Origin of the sequence: Dapis hubbardiae BLCC-M172 (genome assembly GCF_050016015.1) — a bacterium.
Lineage (GTDB): Bacteria > Cyanobacteriota > Cyanobacteriia > Cyanobacteriales > Microcoleaceae > Trichodesmium.
In genome coordinates this window covers 18166-44715 of record NZ_JBNHEQ010000131.1, presented here as the reverse complement: position 1 = coordinate 44715, position 26550 = coordinate 18166, and the positions used below count along the sequence as shown (strand labels likewise).

13 protein-coding genes and 1 pseudogene are annotated in these 26550 nt (G+C 40.6%); 6 read left to right on the top strand and 8 right to left on the bottom strand.

Going from position 1 to position 26550, the window contains the following annotated elements; all coding sequences use genetic code 11:
- Positions 1–1035 precede the first annotated feature (1035 nt).
- Entirely contained in the window at positions 1036–1218 is a 183-nt protein-coding gene (locus ACP6PK_RS11920) for a hypothetical protein (protein WP_426559779.1), read from the top strand.
- A gap of 12 nt (positions 1219–1230) precedes the next feature.
- Positions 1231–1536, top strand: a pseudogene (locus ACP6PK_RS11915) (helix-turn-helix domain-containing protein); the annotation flags it as partial.
- Positions 1537–2054: 518 nt separating this feature from the next.
- On the opposite strand, the gene ACP6PK_RS11910 reads toward ACP6PK_RS11915, so the two are convergent.
- From ACP6PK_RS11910 to ACP6PK_RS11875, 8 genes are all read right to left on the bottom strand, one after another.
- On the bottom strand, positions 2055–2693 hold the full coding sequence (locus tag ACP6PK_RS11910; protein ID WP_426559778.1) for an LON peptidase substrate-binding domain-containing protein: 639 nt from the start codon (positions 2691–2693) through the stop codon (positions 2055–2057).
- A gap of 220 nt (positions 2694–2913) precedes the next feature.
- The gene (gene rpsJ / locus ACP6PK_RS11905; RefSeq protein ID WP_426541825.1) at positions 2914–3231 is read right to left on the bottom strand and encodes a 30S ribosomal protein S10; all 318 of its coding nucleotides are present in this window, start codon (positions 3229–3231) and stop codon (positions 2914–2916) included.
- A 166-nt stretch (positions 3232–3397) separates the two neighbouring features.
- Complete coding sequence (gene tuf, locus ACP6PK_RS11900) at positions 3398–4627, bottom strand: elongation factor Tu (protein WP_426559777.1); 1230 nt, start codon at positions 4625–4627, stop codon at positions 3398–3400.
- A gap of 382 nt (positions 4628–5009) precedes the next feature.
- Positions 5010–7085, bottom strand: coding sequence for an elongation factor G (fusA, locus tag ACP6PK_RS11895; protein ID WP_426559776.1), 2076 nt, complete (start codon positions 7083–7085; stop codon positions 5010–5012).
- Between the two features lie 342 nt (positions 7086–7427).
- On the bottom strand, positions 7428–7898 hold the full coding sequence (gene rpsG / locus ACP6PK_RS11890; RefSeq protein ID WP_293094683.1) for a 30S ribosomal protein S7: 471 nt from the start codon (positions 7896–7898) through the stop codon (positions 7428–7430).
- 390 nt (positions 7899–8288) lie between these two features.
- A complete protein-coding gene (rpsL, locus tag ACP6PK_RS11885; RefSeq protein ID WP_094676223.1) occupies positions 8289–8663 on the bottom strand; it encodes a 30S ribosomal protein S12 in 375 nt (124 codons plus the stop codon).
- Positions 8664–9176: 513 nt separating this feature from the next.
- A complete protein-coding gene (locus ACP6PK_RS11880; RefSeq protein ID WP_426559775.1) occupies positions 9177–9500 on the bottom strand; it encodes a HesB/IscA family protein in 324 nt (107 codons plus the stop codon).
- Positions 9501–9529: 29 nt separating this feature from the next.
- A complete protein-coding gene (locus ACP6PK_RS11875) occupies positions 9530–9940 on the bottom strand; it encodes a phosphomannose isomerase type II C-terminal cupin domain (RefSeq protein ID WP_426559774.1) in 411 nt (136 codons plus the stop codon).
- A gap of 1528 nt (positions 9941–11468) precedes the next feature.
- Between ACP6PK_RS11875 and gltB the strand changes: the two genes are divergently transcribed.
- The 4 genes from gltB (at position 11469) to ACP6PK_RS11855 (ending at position 26123) form a co-directional block, all read left to right on the top strand.
- Complete coding sequence (gltB, locus tag ACP6PK_RS11870) at positions 11469–16133, top strand: glutamate synthase large subunit (protein ID WP_426559773.1); 4665 nt, start codon at positions 11469–11471, stop codon at positions 16131–16133.
- Between the two features lie 445 nt (positions 16134–16578).
- A complete protein-coding gene (locus ACP6PK_RS11865; protein WP_094678852.1) occupies positions 16579–17223 on the top strand; it encodes a class I SAM-dependent DNA methyltransferase in 645 nt (214 codons plus the stop codon).
- A 6-nt stretch (positions 17224–17229) separates the two neighbouring features.
- On the top strand, positions 17230–24915 hold the full coding sequence (locus ACP6PK_RS11860; protein WP_426559772.1) for an amino acid adenylation domain-containing protein: 7686 nt from the start codon (positions 17230–17232) through the stop codon (positions 24913–24915).
- Positions 24852–26123, top strand: coding sequence for a condensation domain-containing protein (locus tag ACP6PK_RS11855; RefSeq protein ID WP_426559780.1), 1272 nt, complete (start codon positions 24852–24854; stop codon positions 26121–26123). Before ACP6PK_RS11860 ends, ACP6PK_RS11855 begins: the two co-directional genes overlap by 64 nt.
- Positions 26124–26550: the final 427 nt, after the last annotated feature.

The following is a 26550-nucleotide window of genomic DNA, read 5'->3' as shown; positions in this document are numbered from 1 at the left end:
CTATTCCCTATTCCCTATTCCCTATTCCCTATTCCCTATTCCCTATTCCCTATTACCTGTTACCTGTTACCTCAAACTTAAAATTTTGTACCTCATAACAACGAGAAGCGCTGTATGATAGTAACTGAGCAATTGCAGAACAATTGCTAGGAATTTTTTAAGAAGAAAAAGACAATTTAGGTAGTAGGAATTGACATCTCCAGGGGTTGAAACACCCTGGATTCCGTGCTTAACCCACTGCAAATGGGACGGGACGTTTAAAGTGCGGAAGTAAATTCCGCACGCAGCCCCTCATAAATCCACATTTGCTTCAAGCCTGTCAACAGACTTCTAAACTCCTCGGCGTAGACAAAAATCTAGCTGTGAGGTTACTTTTTTTAGTTAGCTTTCACGAGTGGTTTTACTCACGCTGGTTGGAGCAATAAATCGCTGCTTTACCTGCCTGCTTGCTTTTCTAAGGGAATGCTGCGCAAGCCGTCGTAGGAAATTAGTTCCCCGTCTCCTGTCCGCCGGAATTTCACCGTACTAGCGCTCTTGTCATGGCGACAAACCTTGTTCTTACTTGCTATCTCTTAGTATACCAGACTTTTACGCCGCTTTATTACCCGCGCGTCGTTATTCAACCATCCGTTAAAACAGGCTGGCTAACTTTCTCCCGACATTTTTCAGGTTTATGATTCACTTCCTACTACCTAAATTTTGATCTACCATTCTATTAAGCACCTACACAGAATTGATTACCTACTCTAATTATCTGTAAGCCTTGCAGTAAAAAGGTTTCAAATTTGGAAAATGTGTAATTAATTTTGTGTCCCTGCTTATTTCCAATGTTTGTTTAGTGGAATTTATTATTAGAAATAATGGGCGTTGGTGATTTTGCCTATGATTTATCTTAAAATGGCGATTGGCTAACTCCTAATTGAAAAGCATTTTATATTTTACAAACTTGGATTTCATAGCTTGAATAACCAACGCCAAATAATAGAGTTGTTGGGAAATAAGGTAGAATGAGCAAAGAATAAATTGGCCAGAAGAATGCTAAACGTTGAACGAGCCCTAAAACAAGACAGGTTACTAAGAGCATTAACAGGATTAAATCGTAAAGCATTTGAATCCTTGTTGAAGTCTTTTCACCAAATATATCAGCACACATTACTGGAGAAACCTCGTCAACGCTCTGTTGGAGGAGGCCGTAAGGCTCGTTTACGCACTCCTTAGGACAAATTATTCTATATTCTCTTCTACTTTAAATGTTACCCAACCTTTGATTTGGCTAGTATATTGTTTGATATAGACCGCAGCCAGGCACATCATTGGGCTCATCGTTTACAGCCTATATTAGAAACAGCCTTGGGAGAAAAAAAGGCACTACCAGAACGCAAAATCAATAGTGTCCAAGCATTTATAGAGCGTTTCCCTGGAGTAGAACGAGTGGTAATGGATGGCACAGAACGGCCAGTAAAACGGCCTACTAACTCAGAAACACAAAAACTGAATTATTCGGGAAAAAAAAGCGTCATACCCGTAAACATCTAGCCGCAGTAAACCAAAACAAACAAGTGCTGGTATTAAGCCAAGCAAGAGAAGGAAAGTTACATGACAAGAAATTCCGTATAGGAAGAAAAGTTGATAGGAAATATACCTGCGGAGATACCAATTGAAGTAGATACTGGCTTCCAAGGTATTCAACACCAGTATAAAAATATCCGCATACCTCATAAAAAACCAAAGGGGGGAGAATTAACTCAACAGCCGCATACCGAAAATCGGACATTGAGTCAATAAGCGAGTGATATGTGAAAACGCATATCAAGGGTGTTAAGCGCTATGGGGCTGTCAATCTAGATTTACCGTAATCATAAGCATGATTTTGATGACAAATTAATGTTAACAGCAACTGGACTATGGAACTTGTACCTGATAGCAGCATAAATAATAAAATCACGCTCCCAAAATTAATTAGTTTAAGTTTTCATTTTTCACTCTAAGTTATTTCCCAACAACTCTAATATTCCATAAACATAATGTTTTGAACTTACAAAACTACTAACTTATTATTTTAAAGTATCTTTAAGAACAGTTCTCGCGGCAAGATGATTGCGGGTAGAGCTGAGAATTTCTACTTCTCTTTCTAGTCTAGCAGCAGTATCTTGCATCTCCAAAAGAGCTTGCTGTTCAGTTGCCACACCATAAAGATTGCTAGCTACCCAATACGATAATTCTTTTGGTAAATTAGGAACATCTTCCGGTAGCTCTATTCTCTGATCCATCAGTTTTCCAGAAAGATGAACCACATCTCTAAGTAATAACTCAACTTGATTTGCTAACTCTCCAAGCTCGTTTTCTGAAGGGTCATCTTCTATCCATTCAACTAAACCAACTAAATAAGGTTTTTCTCTCACTGTATCTAAAACTCTAAATCTTTGCTCACCTATAGTTAAAACCTTCATTCGATCGTCAGGTAAGCGTTGATAATCCTCAATTTTAGCGCAGCATCCAGTTGCCACAACTTGATCTTGAGCAGAATCCCACATTAAAACTCCAAATTTCTTATCGCTTTCTAGAATTGTGTTCATCATAATTCTATAGCGAAATTCAAAGATATGTAGTGGTAGAGGTCTACCTGGAAATAATACTACTTCTGGTAGTGGAAATAGGGGAAGTTCTCGAACAGCTACAGAAGAGGATGACATTTTCCTAGTATTAATAGATTTTTGGTACTTATTCTTCTTATACTTTAGCGGATTTTTCTATACTTGGATATCTATATACTTATATTTTTGAGAATTTTGACATAAAAATTGGGCATTGCTAAATAAATGTATGATTTCAGAAGTATACATTAGACAATAACTTCAGGCCATGGGCATGATTAAGAATTCTCAAAACTTACTTGCTCATGGCTTAATTTCTCTATAGCTTCACCTCAATATCTACACCTGCTGGTAAATCAAGTTTCATCAAAGCATCAATTGTTTTTGAGGAAGGTTGATAGATATCTATAATTCTACGATGAGTCCTTGTTTCAAAATGTTCTCGTGAATCTTTATCAACGTGGGGCGATCGCAACAGACAGTAAATGCGTCGTTTTGTGGGCAAAGGTATTGGCCCAATTGCTGTAGCTCCGGTTCTATTTGCTGTATCTACAATTTTGTCACAAGATGTATCCAGTAAACGGCGGTCAAATGCCTTCAGACGAATACGAATTTTTTGCTGTTGAATTGTGGCCATTTATCTTTAATTTTCTAGGTTCAGATTTTTAAGTTTTCAATTATCAATTGCTAGTTTTATTGACTGGCAACAGACTATAAAAATTAACTTTCATTAATAAGTAGCAGAAAAGCAAATACCAATTATAGATGAGCTTTTCTGCCACTTAATCTCTCAGGAAGTTGTTCTACTCTACAATCTTAGAAACAACACCAGCACCAATAGTCCTACCACCTTCACGAATTGCAAAACGCATACCTTGTTCTATAGCAACTGGGTTGATTAGTAGAACTGTCATTTTGATCCGGTCACCAGGCATTACCATTTCTGCTGCACTACCATCATCAGCAGTAAAAGACTCAATAGCACCAGTCACATCTGTTGTCCGGATGTAGAATTGAGGACGATAATTTGGGAAGAAAGGTGTATGACGGCCTCCCTCCTCTTTTTTCAGAACATATACCTCTGATTCAAATTTCTTGTGAGGAGTAATAGAACCTGGTTTAGCTAAAACCATACCACGTTGGATATCAGCTTTCTGCATACCACGCAGTAGTAATCCTACATTATCACCAGCCATTCCTTCATCCAGAATTTTCTGGAACATTTCCACACCTGTAACAGTTGTACTACGAGTATCTTTAATTCCCACCAATTCAACTGTTTCGCCCACTTTGACTTTACCACGTTCAATCCGGCCTGTAGCCACAGTACCACGACCAGTAATAGAGAATACATCTTCTACCGCCATTAGGAAAGGCTTATCAACATCACGTTCTGGTGTAGGAATATACCCATCCACTTCATCCATCAGAGCCAGAATTTTATCCACCCACTCATTTTCACCCTTTGCTATATTTGGACTAGCTGTTAGTGCTTCTACTGCTTGTAATGCCGAACCTGCAACTATAGGGATATTATCACCATCAAAATCATAGTCACTCAATAGTTCTCGAACTTCCAATTCTACCAATTCTAATAGTTCTTCGTCATCTACCATATCTTGCTTATTGAGGAAAACTACTATATTAGGAACCCCTACCTGTTTTGCTAACAGAATATGCTCGCGAGTTTGGGGCATTGGGCCATCAGCAGCCGAAACCACCAAAACTGCGCCGTCCATTTGAGCAGCACCTGTAATCATATTTTTTACATAGTCGGCGTGGCCAGGGCAATCAACGTGTGCATAGTGACGCCCTTCTGTTTCATACTCTACATGAGCCGTATTAATTGTGATACCCCGTGCTTTCTCTTCTGGAGCTGCATCAATATCCGCATAATTCCTTGCCTTAGCCTTTCCTTGTGCTGCTAGACTCATTGTAATTGCAGCAGTCAAGGTTGTTTTACCATGGTCAACGTGGCCAATAGTTCCAATATTGACGTGAGGCTTATTTCTTTCAAATTTTGCGCGTGCCATTAATTACTTGTTCCTTTTTTCCGTTGTTAATTCCGCTTCGCTCAAATTACGAAACGGATGCACTGATTAATAATAGATAAATTTTCAAAACTCTGCCTATCCCCTCACCAATGGATAATTGATAATTAATCCCCAGAGGTTTAAAGCCTCTCCTTTTAAGGAGAAAAAAGAAATAAGATATCCTTATATTTATCCTATGGTTTTAATCAGAGGTAATTATCGATTATCAATTAATGAACTAATCTTTATTAGCTTTTGTTTTAGACAATTGCCTACTTTTTGGGTAAATTGCAAGTTTTTATCTAGTTATCAGTGACTTTATTTTCACATTATCCAACCCAAAGCTAGTATTTTAACTTAAAAAACACAATTTCCCAAACTACTAAGCATATCCTCTGCTTTTAGCAATGATAGTCTCAGCTACGTTACGGGGCACTTCCTCATAATTACTAAATTCCATCGAAAAAATACCACGACCTTGAGTTTTTGACCTCATATCAGTAGCATAACCAAACATTTCTGCTAAAGGAACCTTTGCCGTTACTTTAGCCATACCTGTTTCCATACCTTGACCCTCTATTTGTCCTCTTCGAGAATTCAGGTCTCCAATAATATTACCGATAAAATCTTCAGGTACTTCTACCTCTACTTTCATCATAGGCTCTAATAACACAGGTGAAGCCTTAGTAACACCTTCTTTAATTGCCATAGAACCAGCAATTTTAAAAGCCATTTCTGAAGAATCCACATCATGGTAAGATCCATCTACCAGAGTAGCCTTAACATCTATTAATGGATAACCAGCTAAGATTCCTGCTTCACAAGCTTCTTTCATTCCTTGCTCTGCTGGACTAATAAACTCTTTAGGAATTGTACCTCCAACAATTTTGGAGACAAACTCAAAGCCACTACCAAGCTCTCCAGGCGCTAATTCCACGACAACATGGCCATACTGACCTTTGCCACCGCTTTGCCGGATAAATTTACCCTCGGCCTGAACCTCTCCGCGAATAGTTTCTCGGTAAGCTACCTGTGGTTGACCCACATTAGCTTCCACCTTATATTCTCGAAGCATCCTATCTACCAATATTTCCAAATGCAGTTCGCCCATACCAGCAATCACCGTTTGATTGGTTTCTGGATCGACACTCACCCGGAATGTAGGGTCTTCATCAGAAAGAGCCTGAAGAGCCTGAGACAATTTTTCCATATCTTGTTTGGTTTTCGGTTCCACAGCCACAGATATAACTGGCTCAGGAACATAAAGAGACTCTAAGATAATTGGATGGTCTTTATCACAAACTGTATCTCCTGTCAAGGTATGTTTCATACCTACAACTGCCCCCAGATCTCCTGCCTGCAGTTCATCTACATCTATTTTTTCATCAGCTTTGAGAACAATTAGACGAGAAATTCTTTCTTTCTTACCTTTAGTAGAATTTAAAATATAACTACCTTTAGCAAGAACTCCAGAATATACCCGGAGAAAAGTGAGACGACCATAAGGATCTGACATAATTTTGAATGCCAGAGATGCTAGGGGTGCATCATCATCTGCTGGCCTCACATCTAATTCCCCATTTGGCAATGTACCTTGAATGGGTGGAACTTCTTTAGGGGCAGGTAAATAATCTACTACTGCATCTAATAAAAGCTGAACACCTTTGTTTTTGAAAGCAGAACCACATAGCATAGGTACAATTGTACCTGCAATAGTACCTTGACGGAGAGCTTTACTAATTTCCTCTGCTGTAAGTTCTTCACCTTCAAGATACTTTTCTGTCAAAGCATCATCAGTTTCTGCCACTGACTCAACTAACTTGAGACGATATTCTTGAGCTAACTCTTCTACTTCTGCTGGAATCTCAGTTTCTTGAATATCTGTGCCCAGGTCATTGGTATAAATAAAAGCCTTCATTCTCACCAAATCTACAATTCCCCTAAATTCATTTTCACTACCAATAGGAATTTGAATAGGAACTGCATTAGCGTGGAGGCGATCGCGAATTTGCTCATATACCTTAAAGAAATTAGCCCCTGTCCTGTCCATTTTGTTAACAAAGGCCATACGAGGCACTTTGTAACGGTCAGCTTGTCGCCAAACCGTTTCTGATTGAGGCTGTACTCCGCCAACAGAACAAAAAACAGCTATTATACCATCCAGAACCCTCATAGAGCGTTCCACTTCTATTGTGAAATCCACATGGCCTGGAGTATCAATAATATTAATTTGATGGTCTAACCACTTGGTACTAATAGCAGCCGCAGTAATAGTAATTCCACGTTCTCGCTCTTGAGCCATCCAGTCGGTAACTGCGGTGCCATCGTGAACCTCTCCCATTTTATGTACAATGCCAGAATAAAATAGGATTCTCTCTGTTGTTGTTGTTTTACCAGCATCAATATGAGCTGCAATGCCAATATTTCGCACCCGCTCCAGTGGCATAGTTCTTCCCACAGTTACCTCCTTTCCTTAATTGATAATTGATAATGGATAATTGATAATTAGAAGGTATCTATAAAATAAATTTAAGGCATCTCAAAGTTTAGGTTTTCCTCGTTTAGAGCGAATCACAGCAGCTCACTATTAAGCTGAACCATTAATTTGCATCTCACCCACCCTACACCAGGATTTAATATTTTATTTTATAGATACTTTACTTAGGGTTTGCTGATTAAATCTCAACCCTTTACCTGCCCTTTACCCATAGGTCTTGAAGCCCTTTTTGTCAGGGTTAGGAGCGTAATGAATAATAAATAATCAATAAAAACTATCTCTAATTATCCATTATCCATTGAATTAGTAACGATAGTGAGCAAAGGCTTTATTAGCTTCTGCCATTCTGTGAGTTTCTTCTCGCTTGCGAATAGCACTACCCGTTTCGTTAGCTGCATCCATCAATTCATTGGCCAATTTCATAGCCATTGTTTTTCCACCTCTGGATCTAGAATATTGCACTAACCAACGCAAAGCCAGGGTAGTTCCCCTATCAGAGCGTACTTCCATTGGTACTTGGTAAGTAGCACCACCTACACGACGGGCCTTAACCTCTACTAAGGGAGTTACATTCCGGACTGCCTTTTCAAATAGTTCTAGTGGATCTGAATCTGTCCTTTCTTCAATGGCTTTAAAGGCATCGTACACGATATTAAAAGCTACAGACTTTTTACCGTGACGCATTATGCGCCGGACAATCATACTCACTAACCGACTATTATATTTTGGGTCTGGAGGAACGGGACGTCTTTGAACAACTCTACGACGAGACATAATATTATGACAACCAATAAATTGTAAAATGAATAATCGACTTTTGACACTCTCGCCGCTCTTGCTTTCACGCAATTCGGGAGATTCTTGCTTCTACTCCTCTTAACTAGACAATAGTTATTACCAATGGATAATGATAATTGATAATTAAGCCCGAAAGGTTTAAAGCCTTCTATTTCAATAGAAAAAAGTGCTAGAAGATTTCCTGATCTTAAATTCCGTTAGGGTTTTAACCACCAGGTAATTATCCATTATCAATTAATTAATAACTATGTCGCCGTCAGACCGAATCCACAAGCATTTTAGTTTAGGGTCTACTGACTGTCTGGTAGCAGACGGCTCTAAATTCTCTATTTGTTACTAATTTCTTGAATTTTGAATTTTAATAATTTAGCCTTTAGGCTTTTTCGCCCCATATTTAGAACGACTTTGTTTACGGTCTTTGACTCCCGCGGTATCTAAAGTTCCACGAATAATGTGATATCTCACACCAGGTAAATCCTTAACCCTACCACCCCTAATCATAACTACAGAGTGTTCCTGTAGGTTATGACCAATACCAGGGATATAAGCGGTCACTTCAAAACCAGAAGTTAGACGTACCCTAGCTACCTTGCGGAGAGCTGAGTTAGGCTTTTTTGGTGTAGTAGTATACACTCTTGTGCATACTCCACGACGTTGAGGGCAACTTTTCAGTGCCGGGGATTTAGTTTTCTTCTCTGTTTCTTGACGAGCTGAACGAATCAGTTGTTGAATTGTGGGCATTAGTTACAGTTATTCTTGATAATTTTTTTTATACTCTCGCTACAAAAGTAGAATAATTCGAGGTAGAGTTTACTTAATAAATTTTTTCCCCATACTCTCATAGCAGTATCTGCAAATTTAGGCAAGCTACTCTTAAGATTATCTTCAGTTTTTTAACCGAATATATTCTATTTAGTTTCAATGGAAAGTTACACTAGATTCCAGCTTGGTGAGGTACACCCATAACAGAAAAGATACCTGAACTACAAATATTTAATTTTTAATATTTGTACGTCATATACGATCTAATCTTCTGTATATTTGCCTAATAGCTAATATTGAGATAATTAATCAAATAATTAATTTGATTAGGAATAATTTACCGTTGCACCAAATAAATCTGTGGTGCAACGGTCTACTTTTGAGGAAGTTTTGGAAAATTAAGGAACATTTTTTTTGGCTTTATTCCTAGTTATTCCAAATAACTTTACAAACAATCTTTTATATTAAGTTATTTAGATGCTTTTGTCAACATCAAACAGAAAAAGAATTACCACAACCACAAACAACTTTAGCGTTAGGATTGTTAAATCGGAACCCTCCACCCATAAGATCCTCAGAATAATCCAAGGTTAATCCATTCAGATAGTTCAGTTGTTGAGAATCAACTACAACTTTAATTTGGCCATGGTCATAAACTTGATCGTTACTAGCTTCTTGTGTATCAAATTCCATGATGTAACATAAACTACAGCAACCACCAGGTTTAACTTTTAGACGAAATAAAGCATTTGGTTGATTTTGTTTGGACTGAAGACGAATAATTTCTTGGACTGCTGCTTCACTCAAGTTAATCATTGAGAAAATTTTTGGGCTTACGAGTTTAATTAAGACTTTGCTCGAGCATAATCATCTTGAAAACGAACAATGTCATCCTCTCCAAGATACTCTCCATTTTGTACCTCAATCAATATTAGAGGAATAACTCCTGGATTCTCCAAGCGATGAGAAGTACACTGAGGCACATAAGTAGATTGATTATTTTCTAGAATTTCCTCTTTGTCCCCACAGGTAACCTTAGCAGTTCCTGAAACAACAACCCAATGTTCACTACGGTGGTAGTGCATTTGTAGGCTGAGTCGATGTCCTGGTTTTACTTCTATACGCTTAATTTTGTATCCAGTTCCTTCTTCTAAAGTAGTAAATGACCCCCAAGGACGTTCTGTAGTAGTAGTTCCTTGTAAGTCAGAAGGTATAGCTAAATTAGTAGCTTGAGGTGCTTCTTTAAGTTGTACCATTGTTTGACGCTCTCCAAAAGAAAACAATAATGTTAAATTGGTCTCCTTAACCCACGGACTATTAACTATCTAGTATAAAGATAGGTATTATTATTGGTCCGATAAAATTATATACTGATACACAAATATTTTATTTATGGGTTTGAGTTAAATTAGATACCATATCAACCATAGCAAAGTTACCCCTATTACTGTCACCCCCCATTAAAGCTTTTTCCATATCTCTATCAAATCTTCATATACCCAATCCATGAATCTATGTAGAAAATACTAGAAAAAATCAAAAATCATTTATAGTTGCTAGATTTCCGATAAATATTATTGAGAGCTTCAAAATATCGTGGACAGAATATCAACTCTGGTATCAGAACTAACTCCATGCTTAGTAGATTTTACCGAATTATTAATTATTAATTGTTAATTAAATAATTGTGGTTTAAAGCCTCCCCTTGGATAGGGGAAAAAAAGTGCTCTTGAATTTCCCAATCTTCAATTCCCGTAAGGTTTTAACGGCTAGGTAATTATCAATTATCCATTATCAATTATCAATTAATGAATGTCACCCTGGAGAAGGCCCCTCTGCCAGTAGTGAGATTTAACTGAAAAAATTAAAAAATATATAAGCCCAGTTGATAGAAGAAACACTGGACTATAATTAAATAAAACAATTCCAACTACACATAAAATAATTGGCATTATGTGAGGTTGAGACTAAAAGTAGTTGAAAAAGATTGCACTTATAGATTTAATTTGAATCAAAAAACAATAAATTAAAGTGTCCCTCGTGTTTTGTCATAAATCTTGAGTAGAGCGTAGGGTATTTTTTGTATCACAATTATTTTCTGGCAATCATTAAGATAATTTATGAAGTAGTAAAAACAATAGTTTTGCAGGTTTTCTTGGGGAAGTTGTATGGAAGGTCTGTGCTTCTACATAGCCTGCTATTTTTGTCAAGTATTCTCTATATATTTATATATTTTGAAAGACAATGAGGAAAGTAGGAATAAGCATTCAGCGGTCAGCTATTAGCTATCAGTTATTGATGAGAAGAGGAGTTCAATAATTAATAATTAATAATTATTAATTATTAAGGTTTGCTCAAAAAGTCTTTTAGTAGGGAGAAGGAGTCAGGAGTCAGGAGGAATTGGGAATTTAGATGAGGTAGGAAGAAGAATTATCCCTTGGTTTTTCTGCAAGATCGTCAACCCAAAATCCTAACTTTTTGCAGCTCTAGAGAACGAAAACCTTGTACTTTTTCAAGACCTAAAAATGCCGAAACCTTTCTCTATAAAGACTTTGATATTTAATCGACAAACCCTAATTATCTATTATTAATTGCTCATAGCTTACTGCTGACCGCTGATAGCTGAGTCCTTAAAGTATCAACCTTCAAACAACATTAAAATTTCAGTCTATTGTTCAAATTGTTATGTACTTTTTTAAGCAAGTAACAAAACAATTTAGATGAAAACTTCTATATAAAGGGTGACACCCTCTTTAAAGTTATGATGTTATGGGTAAATTAAACATGAATCAATCTCACACAAGTCTAACAGCAAACAAAGAAACTTTTCAGGGCCAAAGATGGCTAGTAGAAGAACGAGATGCCTGTGGAGTAGGTTTTATTGCTCATCCGTCAGGGAAAAAAAGCCACGAAATTATATCGAAAGCTTTACCCGCTCTAACTTGCTTAGAGCATCGTGGTGGTTGTAGTGCAGACCAAGATTCAGGGGATGGGGCAGGTTTAATGACTCAAATTCCTTGGGAGTTGCTGTCTGAAAACTTAGAATTAAACCCTACTAATTGTGGGGTAGGAATGATATTTTTGCCTCAAACAGAAAAGAAAGCAGCAATAGCACGCCAGGCAATTGAAAAAACAATAACTACAGAAGGTCTGACCGTGGTTGGTTGGCGAGTTGTACCAGTTAAACCAGAAGTATTAGGAGTACAGGCACGAGCAAACCAACCACAGATTGAACAAATTATTGTCAGTTCAGACAAATTGCAAGGGGATGACTTAGAGCGATCGCTCTATTTATTGCGTCGTAATATTGGTTGTGCTTTAGAAGACGAAGGTTTTATTTGGGGGATAGATGCTTATATTTGCTCCTTCTCTTGTCGCACTATTGTATATAAAGGTATGGTGCGCTCCGCAGTGCTAGGAGAATTTTACACAGACCTGAAAAATCCAGCTTATAAGAGTTCTTTTGCTGTTTACCACCGACGCTTCAGCACTAATACGATGCCTCGATGGCCTCTTGCCCAACCGATGCGTTTGCTTGGTCACAATGGAGAAATTAATACTCTGTTGGGAAATATTAATTGGATGAAAGCGCGGGAAGCTAGTCTAAGTTCCTCTATTTGGGGGTCACGACTAGATGAGTTAAAACCTTTTGTTGATGCTAAAAGTAGTGATTCAGCAAATCTAGATAACGTGATGGAATTAATTACCCGTTCCGGACGTTCCCCACTAGAAACATTGATGATCATGGTGCCGGAAGCATACAGAAATCAACCAGACCTAGTAAACCATCCAGAAATAGTCGATTTCTACGAATATTATAGCGGTTTGCAAGAATCTTGGGATGGTCCGGCATTATTGGCATTTAGCGACGGTAAACAAGTAGGAGCAGCTCTAGACCGAAATGGTTTGCGACCAGCACGTTACTGTATTACCAATGACGACCTAATTATCGTAGCATCTGAAGCAGGAGTAGTTGAGATACCAGAAACAGAAATAGTTGAGAAAGGTCGTCTCGGTCCTGGACAAATGATTGCTGTAGACTTAAGCACTAACGAAATTCTCAAAAATTGGGAAATTAAAAAACGTATTAGTTCCCAACTACCCTATGGAGAATGGTTAAAACACAGAAAGCAGATAGCAAAGCAACCATTTACCACCAACACTCAACTAGAATCACAAACCCTACTCCAACTACAAACAGCTTTTGGCTATAGTTTGGAAGACCTGGATATGGTGATTAGTGATATGGCAAATTTGGGTAAAGAACCAACATTTTGCATGGGTGATGACATTCCCCTAGCTGTGCTTTCTCAACGTCCTCATTTGCTATACGACTACTTGAAACAAAGGTTCGCTCAAGTGACAAACCCTCCCATCGACCCTCTGCGGGAAGGAATGGTAATGTCACTGAATATGCTTCTCGGTAAGCGTGGCAACTTATTAGAAATTAGTGCGGAAAATGCACGGTTATTAAAAGTAGAATCACCCGTATTAAACGAGGCAGAATTACAAGAAATTCGGGACTCAGAATTTGCCACAGAAACTCTTTCTACTCTATTTGCCGTAGCTAATGGACCAGAAGGACTGCAAACAGCGGTAAATAATTTGTGTCAACAGGCAGCAACAGCAGTTCAGAATGGTAAGGAAATTATTATTCTATCTGACAAATGTGATGGTGGAATAAGTTCAGAATTTGCTTATATTCCGCCTCTGCTAGCTGTGGGTGCCGTTCACCATCACCTGATTAAACACCAGTTACGGATGAAAGCATCTTTGGTGGTAGAAACAGCTCAGTGTTGGAGTACCCATCATTTCGCTTGTTTAATTGGTTATGGAGCTAGTGCAGTCTATCCTTATTTAGCATTAGAGTCCGTCCGTGCTTGGTGGTCTAGCTCCACAGTTCAAAACCAAATGGAACGGGGTAAAATCACAAAAATCACCATCGAAGAAGCTCAGAAACATTATCGTAAAGCAATAGAAGCAGGACTATTGAAAATTCTCTCGAAAATGGGAATTTCCTTACTGTCTTCTTATCAGGGAGCGCAGATTTTTGAAGCTATTGGTATTGGTGGAGATTTATTAGAACTAGCTTTCCGAGGAACTACTTCTCGAATAGGTGGTTTAACTGTGGCAGAATTAGCGCAAGAGGTGATTTCTTTCCACAGTCGAGCATTCCCAGAACTAAATATTAAAAAGCTAGAAAATTATGGGTTTGTGCAATATCGCCCCAGTGGGGAATATCACATGAACAGTCCCGAAATGGCGAAAGCACTCCATAAAGCAGTTGCTACCTTTAATAATGCCAGTGGCACAGGCATCTTGCCTGTGACAAATGGCAATGGGAAACACCCAGAAACAACAGAGTATGACCACTACGAAGTTTACAAGAAATCTTTGCAAGAGCGACCAGTAACAGCTTTGCGAGATTTGTTAGATTTTAATAGCTATTCTCCTTCCATACCTCTAGAAGAAGTCGAACCCGCAGCAGAAATAATGAAACGTTTCTGTACTGGTGGAATGTCTCTCGGTTCATTGTCACGGGAAGCACATGAAACTTTGGCGATCGCTATGAACCGGATAGGAGGTAAGTCTAATTCTGGTGAAGGTGGCGAAGACCCCACAAGGTTTAAGGTATTGGATGATGTTAATGGTCAAGGTTTGTCTACTTTGTTACCTCATCTCAAGGGATTACAAAATGGTGACACCGCTTCTTCTGCTATTAAACAGGTTGCTTCGGGTCGGTTTGGGGTGACTCCAGAATATCTGATGAATGCCAAACAGATAGAAATTAAAGTTGCTCAAGGTGCAAAACCAGGTGAAGGCGGTCAGTTGCCTGGTAAAAAAGTCAGCAACTACATTGCTACACTCCGTCGTTCTAAAGCAGGAGTTACCTTGATTTCACCCCCTCCTCACCATGACATTTATTCTATTGAGGATTTGGCACAGTTAATTTTTGACCTCCACCAAATTAATCCTAATGCTGGTGTTTCTGTGAAGTTGGTAGCAGAAATTGGTATCGGTACTATTGCTGCTGGTGTAGCTAAAGCTAATGCAGACGTCATTCAGATATCCGGTCACGATGGCGGTACTGGTGCTTCTCCTCTCAGTTCAATTAAACACGCTGGTAGTCCTTGGGAATTAGGTTTGACTGAAGTACATCGGGTATTGATGGAAAATCAACTACGCGATCGCGTTACTCTGCGGGTAGACGGTGGTCTGAAAACTGGTTGGGATGTAATCATGGCAGCATTAATGGGAGCCGAAGAATTTGGCTTTGGTTCCATTGCGATGATTGCTGAAGGTTGTATCATGGCAAGAATTTGTCATACTAATAGTTGCCCAGTTGGTGTGGCAACTCAGCAGGAGAAGTTGCGTCAGAAATTTACAGGCGTACCAGAAAACGTAGTCAATTTCTTCTGGTTTGTTGCTGAGGAAGTACGCACTATTTTGGCACGGTTGGGTTATCGTTCCCTCAGTGAAATATTAGGTCGTGCAGACTTGTTGAAAGCACGAGAGAATGTACAGTTAACTAAAACAGAAAGTTTGAATTTAGACTGCTTGATCAAGTTGCCAGATACTCGCACTAACAGAGATTGGTTAAACCATCAAACAGTTCATAGCAACGGTCCTGTTTTAGATGATGTGCTGTTAGAAGACCGAGAAATTCAAACAGCAATTCGCAACCAGGGCAGTGTTTCCAAGACAATAAAAGTAGTTAATACTGACCGGACTGTAGGAGCAAGGTTGGCGGGAGCGATAGCCTCTCGTTATGGGAATACTGGTTTTGAGGGGTTGATTAATCTCACATTTAATGGTAGTGCTGGTCAGAGTTTTGGTGCTTTTAATTTACCAGGAATGACTTTAACATTACAAGGTGAAGCCAATGATTATGTTGGCAAGGGAATGCACGGTGGAGAAATTATTATTAAGCCACCTGTAGAAGCAGGTTACAACCCGGCGGAAAATGTGATTGTTGGCAATACCTGTTTATATGGTGCCACTGGTGGTATTCTGTTTGCTAATGGTCAAGCAGGGGAACGTTTTGCTGTCCGAAATTCTATGGGTAAGGCAGTTATTGAAGGTGCTGGCGACCATGCTTGTGAGTATATGACTGGTGGCGTTATTGTTTGCTTAGGTAAAGCAGGTCGTAATGTTGGTGCTGGTATGACTGGAGGAATTGGTTATTTCTTGGATGAGGATGGTGATTTTCCTGTGAGGGTGAATAATGAAATCGTTTCTATTCAGCGGGTGTCTACACCAGCAGGTGAAGCGCAGTTGCAAGAGTTGATTTCATTGCACGCTGAAAAGACTGGTAGTGAGAAAGCTAAGGCTATTTTGGCTAATTGGTCTGAATATTTGCCGAAGTTTTATCAAGTTGTGCCTCCTTCTGAAGCTGATAGTCCGGTAGCAAGTGTTGATGCTGAAAAGCAGGTTGCGGTTAAGGTTTAGGAATTTAGAATTCAGAAACATTTGCAGATGATTAAATAATTTTGGGGGCGATCACTCTCCATCGCCCCTTTTCAGTTATCAGTTATCAGGTCTCTGTCAAAAGGTGAAAAATTAAGATTGCGTCAAATTTTAGGGGGAGGCTGGACATTAGTAGCGATCGCTGAAGTTTTACCATCATTCTCTGATATGGCTTTAGAGCTGCATATTATATCATGTCTGGTAGCATCGGTCTTATAATATAAGAAAGAAGAAAGAAGAAAGAAGAAGGAAGAAGGCTGAAATTTCCTGAAGACATAACCCTCTCGTTTACACAAACCATACCAACGGACATGATATTATTGCTGAAGCTAATAACAATTGAGCACAAAAAGATACATGAATCATGATGTGAATTTCAAGGTATTTGTGATATATTAATTTTTCAAAATTAACAATTGATCAAACTATGAGTCAAGATCCTCAGAGTATTAGTTCTAATTGGGCACATACCCCTCCTGTTAATGCCTCGAAAGTCGAGGCAGATTATGACTTTTTAGCCGATGATTACGACGATCTAATTAAGGAATGGGGTTACGATGGCCCTCGCATTGGTGCTGAGTTAGCCAAGCAGTTTTTCTCCCTTGAAGACTCAATTCTAGATGCTGGTTGTGGTAGTGGCCTGACTGGAGAATCTCTGTACAATCGGGGGTTTACTAATATTACAGGGGTTGACATCTCCCAAAAATTACTGGATAAGGCGACTCAACGCCAGGTATATCGCGAACTGGTGAAAGCCAACCTGCAACAACAACTTTCATGGCCAGACAACACCTTCGATGCGACCTACTCTATTGGAGTTCTGACCTATTTTCCAGATAATTTCCCTTTGCTGGAATTTTGCCGTGTAACTCGCCCCGGGGGATGGGTACTCTTTTCACAACGGGTCGATTTATTTGAAGAAGGAGGCCACGGAAGAGCATATAATTCTATGGAATCTCAAGGATTATGGCAGCAAAAATACATTTCTCAGCCAACGGCTTACCTTCCTGGACATTCAGAATATGCCCAGAACATTCTTGTCTATTATCTTGCTTATCAAGTTACTAAATAACTCTTTATGTATAAATCTGCATCTACCTTGAATGAAACTAATATTCCTTGTCTTTCTGGCTCATTTCTCCCTGAGAAAAATAATAGCACTTCACAACTAATCGATCGCCAAGCCGAACTTACACCCCAGGCTATAGCTTTATGCCAGGGTGAGGCTCGATTAACCTATTCTGAATTGAGAGTCCGCTCGAATCAACTGGCCCATTTTTTGCAATCTAGAGGATTGGGGCGGGGTAAATTTGTGGGGATTTGCATAGATCGCAGTTTGGAAATGGCGATCGGATTGCTGGGTATTATGAAGTCTGGAGCGACTTATGTTCCTCTCGACCCAAGTTTTCCCACAGAACGTTTGAAGTTTATGGTAAATGATGCTGGGATTCAGTATATTTTATCAACTACAAAATTGACTTCTGAGATTTCACCACTTAATGTGGAAGTTATAGAGTTAGATAAATTATTAAATGAACAACTAGCGACACTGCCAACTGAGTCGCCAGAGGTAACGTTTTTACCAGAAGCTCCGGTTTATCTGATCTATACTTCTGGCTCCACAGGAAATCCCAAGGGAGTCACTATTCCCCATAGCGCTTTGGTGAATTTTTTACTGTCCATGCAGATTTCACCAGGGATTAAAGCTAGCGATCGCCTACTTGCCGTTACTACTATTTCTTTTGATATATCTGGTTTAGAACTTTATCTTCCCTTGATTACTGGTGCGAGTATTCGCTTACTAACGCGCCAGGAAGCTCGGAATGGTAAAATTCTGAATCAACTCACTGAAAGTGGTGAGATTACAATTATGCAGGCAACACCGACAACCTGGCAAATGATGCTCAATGTCGGTTGGCAAGGAAATCCTAACCTGAAAGTCTTGGTTGGAGGAGAAGCATTTCCACCAGCGTTAGCTAAACGAATGCTTGACAAATGTGGGGAAATCTGGAATATGTATGGTCCAACTGAAACCACTATTTGGTCAAGCCTCGCTAGGATTACAGACGCCCAAATTTCAATTGGCAGCCCCATTCACAACACTCGCATCTACATTCTCGATAATAACGAGATTGGTATTGGAGGCAAAGGTTTAGCCTTGGGTTATAAAGACCGCCCTCAGTTGAATGCGGAAAAATTTGTGGATTCCGAAATTGCTGGGGAGCGCATTTATCGCACTGGTGATATGGGTCGCATTGATGAGTCTGGAAAATTACATTTCCTGGGTCGCATCGATCATCAAGTGAAGGTGAATGGATTTCGCATTGAAACTGGTGAAATAGAAGCTCACATTGAGGAATATGAAGGGGTACAACAATCCCTAGTTACGGTGAAATCCTATAGCTCAGATGACTCTAGGTTGGTTGCTTATGTAGTTCCTAAATTAAACGCTACACCAGATATGGTCGGACTTTGGGAACAGGTTTGGACGAATGCACACAGCGATGAATCGGAAGTTTACGATCCTACTTTTAACTATAGTGGCTACAACAATAGCTTCACTGGTAAACCGATGCCAGAAGTGGAAATGCGGGAATGGGGTGAAAATACCCTGAAGCGCATTAAATCCCTGAATCCTACTCAGGTATTAGAAGTTGGCTGTGGAACAGGTATTCTACTTTTTGGTCTGGCTGAAAACATTAAACGTTATGTGGGAACTGATATTTCTCCGGCAGCATTATCCTTTATCCGAAAACAGATAAATGATAATTCGGAGTTATCCTCCAAGATAGAGTTACATCATCGACCAGCTCACAAGCTACCGAATCTGGATTCTGGAAGTTTTGATGTCATAATCATCAATTCAGTGGTGCAATATTTTCCCAGTATTGATTACCTGGAAAGTGTCATTAAACAGTTAATCCCGTTGCTTTCTGCTGATGGCTCTATTTTTATTGGGGATGTTCGTAATCTTCTGTTGTTGAATCACTTCCACAAAAAACTGTTGTCAACGACGACATCGGAAACGGTGAGCGAGCAGCAAATTCAACAGTCTATGAGCAAGGAAGAAGAGCTAGTAATTAACCCGGAATGGTTTTTAGCTTTGAAAAAGGCAATTCCTGCTATTTCCGAAGTTCAGATAATTCCCAAAGCGGGTCACTTTGAAAACGAGTTCACCAGCTACCGCTATGATGTGGTTATTTCAAGAAATTCTCGTTCAAATCTGGCTGTTGAGTGGAGCCATTGGAGGCAAGATGACTGGACGAAAACTCGCCTAACACAAATACTTCAGGAGCAAAAAACGGTAGCTTTGGCAGGGGTTCAAAATTCCCCGATTGTTCCAGATCGTGCCATTAAACCAGCAGACTGTTTCGAGCTAGCTGAAAAATACAACTATCAAGTTTACGTCAGTTGGGCAAATAGCGATGAAACTGGTGTATTTGATGTAGTTTTTCTCAAGGATAACCAGGCAATGCCGATTTTTCCAGAGTCAAACTCATTATCTTCGGTCAAGAAAATGGCTAATTGTCCGATACTACTCAGTTTGTCGCGGCAACTAGAGCCTCGCTTGCGGAACCACCTGCGGGAATTTTTACCCGACTATATGATTCCCAAGGCGTTTGTATTTCTAGACTCGTTTCCGCAAACTCTCAATGGCAAGATAGATCGCAAGCAACTTCCCGAACCAAATATCAAACGGCCTGTACTCACCAACCGTTTTCAAGCAGCCAATACAGATGAAGAACGTATTCTCGTGGAGATTTGGGCGGAAACCCTACAAATAGAAGAAGTAGGAATTACAGACAACTTCTTTGAGTTAGGGGGAACTTCCATTCTTTTAACCCTACTTCATGGCAAAATTCAAGATCGGTTTGCAGACTCTAATATTATCGATCGCGTCGATCTTTTTGAATACCCAACGATTCAAACTCAAGCCAGATATTTACGAAATCAAACAAATTCAAATATCTCTGAGGAAACGAATCAAAAGTTGCCTACAGAAAACCAGCGAGCTTCCCAAAAGCAATTTGCCAACACTCAGGTAGCGGAAACAGATATTGCTATCATTGGAGTTAGCTGCCGATTTCCTGGCGCAGATAATCCAGAAACATTTTGGCAAAACTTGCAGACAGGGGTCGAGTCGATTACATTCTTTACCTATGAAGAGTTACTCGCAAATGGTGTCGATCGACAATTATTACAGAATTCAAAATACATCAAAGCTAACCCGATCCTGAAAGATATCCAGAATTTTGATGCCAGTTTCTTTGGGATTCCCCCATTTGAAGCCGAGATAACAGACCCACAACAACGTCTCTTCTTAGAATGTGCTTGGGAAGCCCTAGAAAGTGCTGGCACTATTCCTACCCAAACCACAGCCAACATTGGTTTATTTGCAGGAGCCGGAATCAGCTCTTACTTGCATCAGGTCTTATCCCAGAGAGGCGACTTCTTTTCATCAGTGGAGAACTTTCAAGTCATGCTGGGCAACGATAAAGATTATCTGCCAACCAGAGTCTCCTACCGATTAAACCTGACAGGCCCTAGTATAAACGTTCAAACCGCCTGTTCGACATCCCTGGTTGCCCTGCACCTAGCTTGCCAAAGTATCCGCAACGGTGATTGCGATGTAGCCTTAGTTGGTGGAACTTCCATCGTTCATCCCTATGATGTTGGTTATATGTTCCAGGAAGGGATGATTTTCTCTCCAGATGGGCATTGTCGCCCCTTTGATGCCAAAGCCAAGGGAACTACTTTTGGCAGTGGGGTCGGCGCAGTCGTTCTCAAACGTTTGAGTCAGGCATTGGAAGATGGCGACCCAATTCGCGCCGTAGTCAAAGGTTCGGCGATTAATAATGATGGTGCTGAGAAAGTTGGATTTACTGCGCCCTCAGTACAAGGGCAAGCTGATGTCATAGCTGATGCCATCAAAGTTGCTGGAGTTTCACCAGATTCTATTTCCTATGTGGAAGCCCACGGCACAGCAACAGAGTTGGGAGACCCAATTGAAATTCGAGCGCTTACCCAGGCATTCCGGAATCAGAGCGATCGCCGTGGTTATTGTGCCATCGGCTCGGTAAAGAGCAATATTGGACACCTGATTTCAGCCGCTGGCGTTGCCGGATTAATAAAAACAGTTCTGGCTTTGGAAAAACAACAAATTCCACCGAGTCTCCACTTCCAATCTCCCAACCCGGCAATTGATTTTGAACAGAGTCCTTTCTTTGTCAATACTAAACTTAGTCCTTGGGTGGCTAATGGCAAACCTCGTATTGCGGGCATTTCTGCCTTTGGTATTGGGGGAACAAATGCTCACGCGATTGTAGCCGAAGCACCAACGGTTGAGACGCAAACTCGACCCAGTAGCAGACCTAGAGTATTATTAACTCTTTCCGGTAAATCCGAGGATGCTCTTCTCGAACTTGCTGCTAAATATACTGACTTTTTGCAAGAGAATCCAAATATATCCCTACCTGATGCTGGGTACACCACCCATGTAGGCAGGAAACACTTTAACGTTAGAGCTGCCTATGTGGGAGGCGATAGCAACGAGATGATTCGGGAGCTGAAGCGCAAGCCCATGGAAATCTCTAGCACTCCTGCTTCTAGCGAACTGGCATTCCTGTTTACGGGGCAAGGTTCGCAGTTTGCTGGTATGGGCAGGAAGTTGTATGAAACAGAGCCTATATTTAAGGATGTAATCAAGCGTTGTGAAACAGCATTTTTAGGTCATCGCGGATGCTCTCTGCTGGATATTATGTTCGCAAAAGATGGAGACACCTCGATTAACAGAACTGAGTTTGCTCAACCAGCACTCTATGCTCTAGAATGTGGAATAGCTGCATTATTTTTGTCTTGGGGGATTCAGCCTAGCATGGCGATTGGTCATAGCATAGGTGAATTTGTTGCTGCCTGGGTAGCAGGGGTTTTCGAGTTAGAAGAAGGGTTGATGCTGGTTGCTGAACGGGGACGCCTGATGCAAGAACTTCCAGAGTCAGGCAGCATGATTAGCATTTTCGCAACCCAGGATGTGGTTATGGGTTATATAGAAGATTACACAGATGTTTCCATTGCTGCAATCAATGGGCAAAAAGCTGTGGTAATTTCAGGTAAACAGGAATCCTTAAAACACATTATCCAGCGTCTAGAAACAGAGAATGTCAGCTATAGAGAATTAGTGGTTTCCCACGGGTTTCATTCTTCACTGATGGAACCAATGTTGGATAAATTTGAACGATTTGCCTCCCAGTTTGACTTCCATCCACCCCAAATCCCCTTCGTTTCTAACTTGACGGGGGATATTTTGGATACAGATCGAGTCTTAGATGCCACCTATTGGAGAGATCATATTCGAGGCACTGTTCGCTTTTACGATGGATTAAAAACTATTGTAGATTCTGGACTAGCTCTCTTTCTAGAAATTGGTCCGAAACCAATCCTCTGTGGTTTAGGAAAACGGGAGTTTCCAGAACTAACCTGGATTCCCACTTTAGAAGGCTCGGAAAAAGGTTATGGCGATATTTTAGACAGCCTTGGTTGCCTCTATACCAAAGGCATTTCCATAGATTGGAATGCTTTTCATACCCATGAAAACCGATTGAAAATTCCCTTGCCTACTTACGCTTTTCAACGTCAACGTTACTGGCCAAAAACAACTATGATTTCCACAGAATATTCTCACAAAACTGCACCATCTGCGATTTCCAATCGGATCGGGCAGGAAATAACTGAAATGGTCGCAACCATGATGCGCATGGATAGCAATGCTCTCGACCGTGAAACATCATTCCTCGCACTAGGGTTAGATTCCCTCACCTTGCTGAATCTTATTACCCGCATTGAAAAAGATTATGGGATTACCCTAGCCATCCATCAATTCTTGGATGAGTTGACTAACCTGCAACAACTTATTGACTTTTTGAGCGAGAAAGTTCCAGAAAAAGCTATTACTGTAACGAATGCAGCCCCATCAACCAATGGAACCGTTGTTCCTCAGCCACCTGCTAACAAGCCCGAAATCGCTGTTGTACATGAAACCAATAATATAGTTCCGCAACCAACGGTTTATCCTACATCTGCTCAAAACGGAAATCATACAGCCCTAGAGCGCATTATTGAGCAACAACTACTGGTGATGGCAAAACAATTAGAAACCATTCAGGGAAAACCAAGTGTAGTTCAAACTCCCGTAGTTTTCTCCCCTCAACAACAGCAACCCCTGGTGAAAGCAATAGAGCCACCCAAGCCAGTAGAAACTTCTAAACAAACACCAACGGGAAAAAACGGATCGGCCCCCGCTCCATTCTCATTTTGGGGTGCAAAAGGCAACGCTGGTAAGCCACCAACAGCCGAACAACAGGCATTCATCGATAATTTAGTACAAGCCTATTCCCAGCGCACGAAGGGATCGAAGGAAAATGCTGCTGCCTATCGCGATTACCTAGCCGATCGTCGCTCAATTCGCGGTCTTCGCCCTAAACTGAAAGAGATATTCTACCCAATTGTTGCAGAGCGTGCCAAAGGTGCTTACATTTGGGATATTGATGGTAATGAATACATCGATATTACCATGGGCTTTGGGGTTCATCTACTGGGTCATAATCCCGATTTCATCGTGAATCCGGTTCGCCATACCCTAGACAATGGCGTGCAAATGGGTCCGCAAACACCATTAGCGGGAGAAGTTGCCAAACTATTTTCTGAGGTAACGGGTAAAGAAAGGGTGACTTTCTGTAATTCTGGCACCGAAGCTGTGATGACCGCCGTACGAATTGCTCGTGCTGCTTCTGGCAAACATAAAATTGTGAAATTTAAGGGAGCTTATCATGGTCACTTTGACGGCACCTTAGCTATTCCGGCAGAAACCGATGGAACACCTTATGGTCAACCCATGTTTCCAGGAACGTCACCCAACATGGTGAAAGATGTCATTGTGCTAGATTATGGTAAACCAGAGAGTCTAGAGGTGATTCGACAATATCGACATGAGCTGGCAGCAGTGCTGGTTGAGCCTGTTCAAAGCCGACTATTAAGCCTTGCACCCAAAGAGTTTTTGCATGAGCTGCGTGCCCTAACCCAATCAGAAGACATTACCCTAATCTTTGATGAAGTGATTATGGGATTCCGAGCTGCACCGGGGGGTGCTCAGGAATATTTTGGTGTTGAAGCCGATATTGCCACCTATGGAAAAGCGGTTGGTGGTGGAATGCCAATTGGGGTTGTAGCTGGAAAAGCCAGGTATATGGATTGCATTGACGGGGGTACTTGGAAATATGGAGACCAATCTTATCCCCAAACCGAACCTACTTATTTCGCAGGTACTTTTTGTAAACACCCTCTGGCAATGTCAGCAGCAAAAGGGGTTCTTCTGCATCTGAAGGAGCAAGGTGGAGCGTTACAAGCCAAATTGAATGACTCTGCAGCTCGACTTGCGCAAGCCTTGAATGACTATTTTCAAACCGAGGGGCTAATGCTGCGGGCTGACCAGTTTGCATCGATTTTCAGAATTGAATTCCAGAGTATGTTTAGCGAACTTTATCTTCCTATCGAAATGGACCTCTTGTTTTACCTATTGAACCATAAAGGGGTTTATGTTTGGGAAGGTCGCGTTTGTTTTGTCTCCGCAGCCCACACCGATCGGGATATCGACCGCATTATTGCCGTAGTTAAAGAAAGCGTTGAAGAGCTGCGTTCAGTTGGATATTTTCCATCACAAACCTCGGCAAAATCAGTCGCTCAAAAAAAAAACGCACTTATCTCCTAACGGAAGAACAGCAACGTCTAGTTAAAATTGCCCAAGATAAACGTGGTTCGACTGCCTATAATGAGTCAATTACGTTTGAGTTGAAGGGAAGACTAGCGATAGATCGTTTACGGAATGCCATACAAACTGTCATCCATCGGCACGATGCTTTGAGAACATCCATCGCTGCCGATGGATTACATCAAATAGTGACGCCAGTCCTGGATATTGAAATTCCTTTGCTAGATTATTCATCTGAAGATGCTCCAGATGAAGCTTTAGATCGATGGCTGTTAGCAGAAAGCCAACAAACATTCGATCTTTATCGAGGACCTCTAATTCGGGCAACAATTATCAAACTTTCTCCAGAGAGATACGCATTCAATATCTGTACTCATCATTTAATTTCCGATGGGTGGTCTCTGGTCGCGATCTTGGAGGAAATTAGTAAGATTTATTCCGGTTGTCTAGATATTCCGCAAATTCAACAATTCACAGACTATTTGCAATGGTATAACCAAGACACCCAAAGCGATGCTTTCAAGACATCGGAACTATTTTGGAGCGAACATCTCAGAACGGTATCCCCTTTACGTTTACCTCTGGATTACCCCGATCCAGAACAACGAACCTACAACGGTGCCCGGATTAGTACAAAGATACCATCCGACTTAACTCTTGCTCTGAAACAACGTTCGATGGCCTGGAATGCAACCTTGTTTCACACACTTCTGGGGGCTTATGTTCACCAAATAACCAAGTTTTGCCAGACAAATGCGATCGCGATCGGAATTTCTGTGAGTGGCCGTCCAACCCATCTGGCCGAACATTTAGTGGGCTACTGTTCCCATTTCATTCCCATCTACCAGAAAATAGATAAAAAGTCAACCTGGAGTCAACAAGTACAACAAACTAAAGCTGCTCTTAGCCAAGCATTCAAGCATCAAAATCTGCCCTTAGCCCGAATATTGGCCAAAATGCCCCAGGAACAACAGGAAAACCTCATACAAGTTACGTTTAACCTGGATATGGCTATGGCCATTGATTTAGTGGGTCTGCAAACTCAGATTATTCCTCAGCCAGTAACTTCTGCACGATATGCAATGGGCCTGAATGTTATCCCTGAACTCGATAGTCTTCATTTTGATTTGGATTACAACACAGATTACTTTAAGGCAGAAACAATGCAAGAATTTCTGGGGAATTTACAGCGCTTTTCATTTCAGTAGACCAAAAAGTAGGTATTCGTAGGGTGTGTTAGCGCTAGCGTAACGCACCAAAGCTCTATATATATATAGTGCCTTTGCGTAAGTCCTGATTATAAGGAAGAAGAAAGAGCGAAGAAGTAAGAAGTTAAGAAGTAACCTCTAATGATGTAGGGGCGATGGATAGCGATCGCCCCTTTTCAGTTATCAGTTATCAGGTCTCTAAAAATTAGGCAAAAATTCTGGAAAATTCTACATCGAAAAAAATTACAGATCATTCCACAGAAGTAGCAGAAAATTTGAGAAATGTTTGGGATAATGTCTGGAATATTTTTGAACCTGATAATTCTTGGAAGGATGACCAGAGTAAACGCGCTTTAATTAAACAAAAGCTTGTTTATTTTTCTCCACAGCACTCTGAGGATGTAGAGCATATAGACAAGGTTATCAA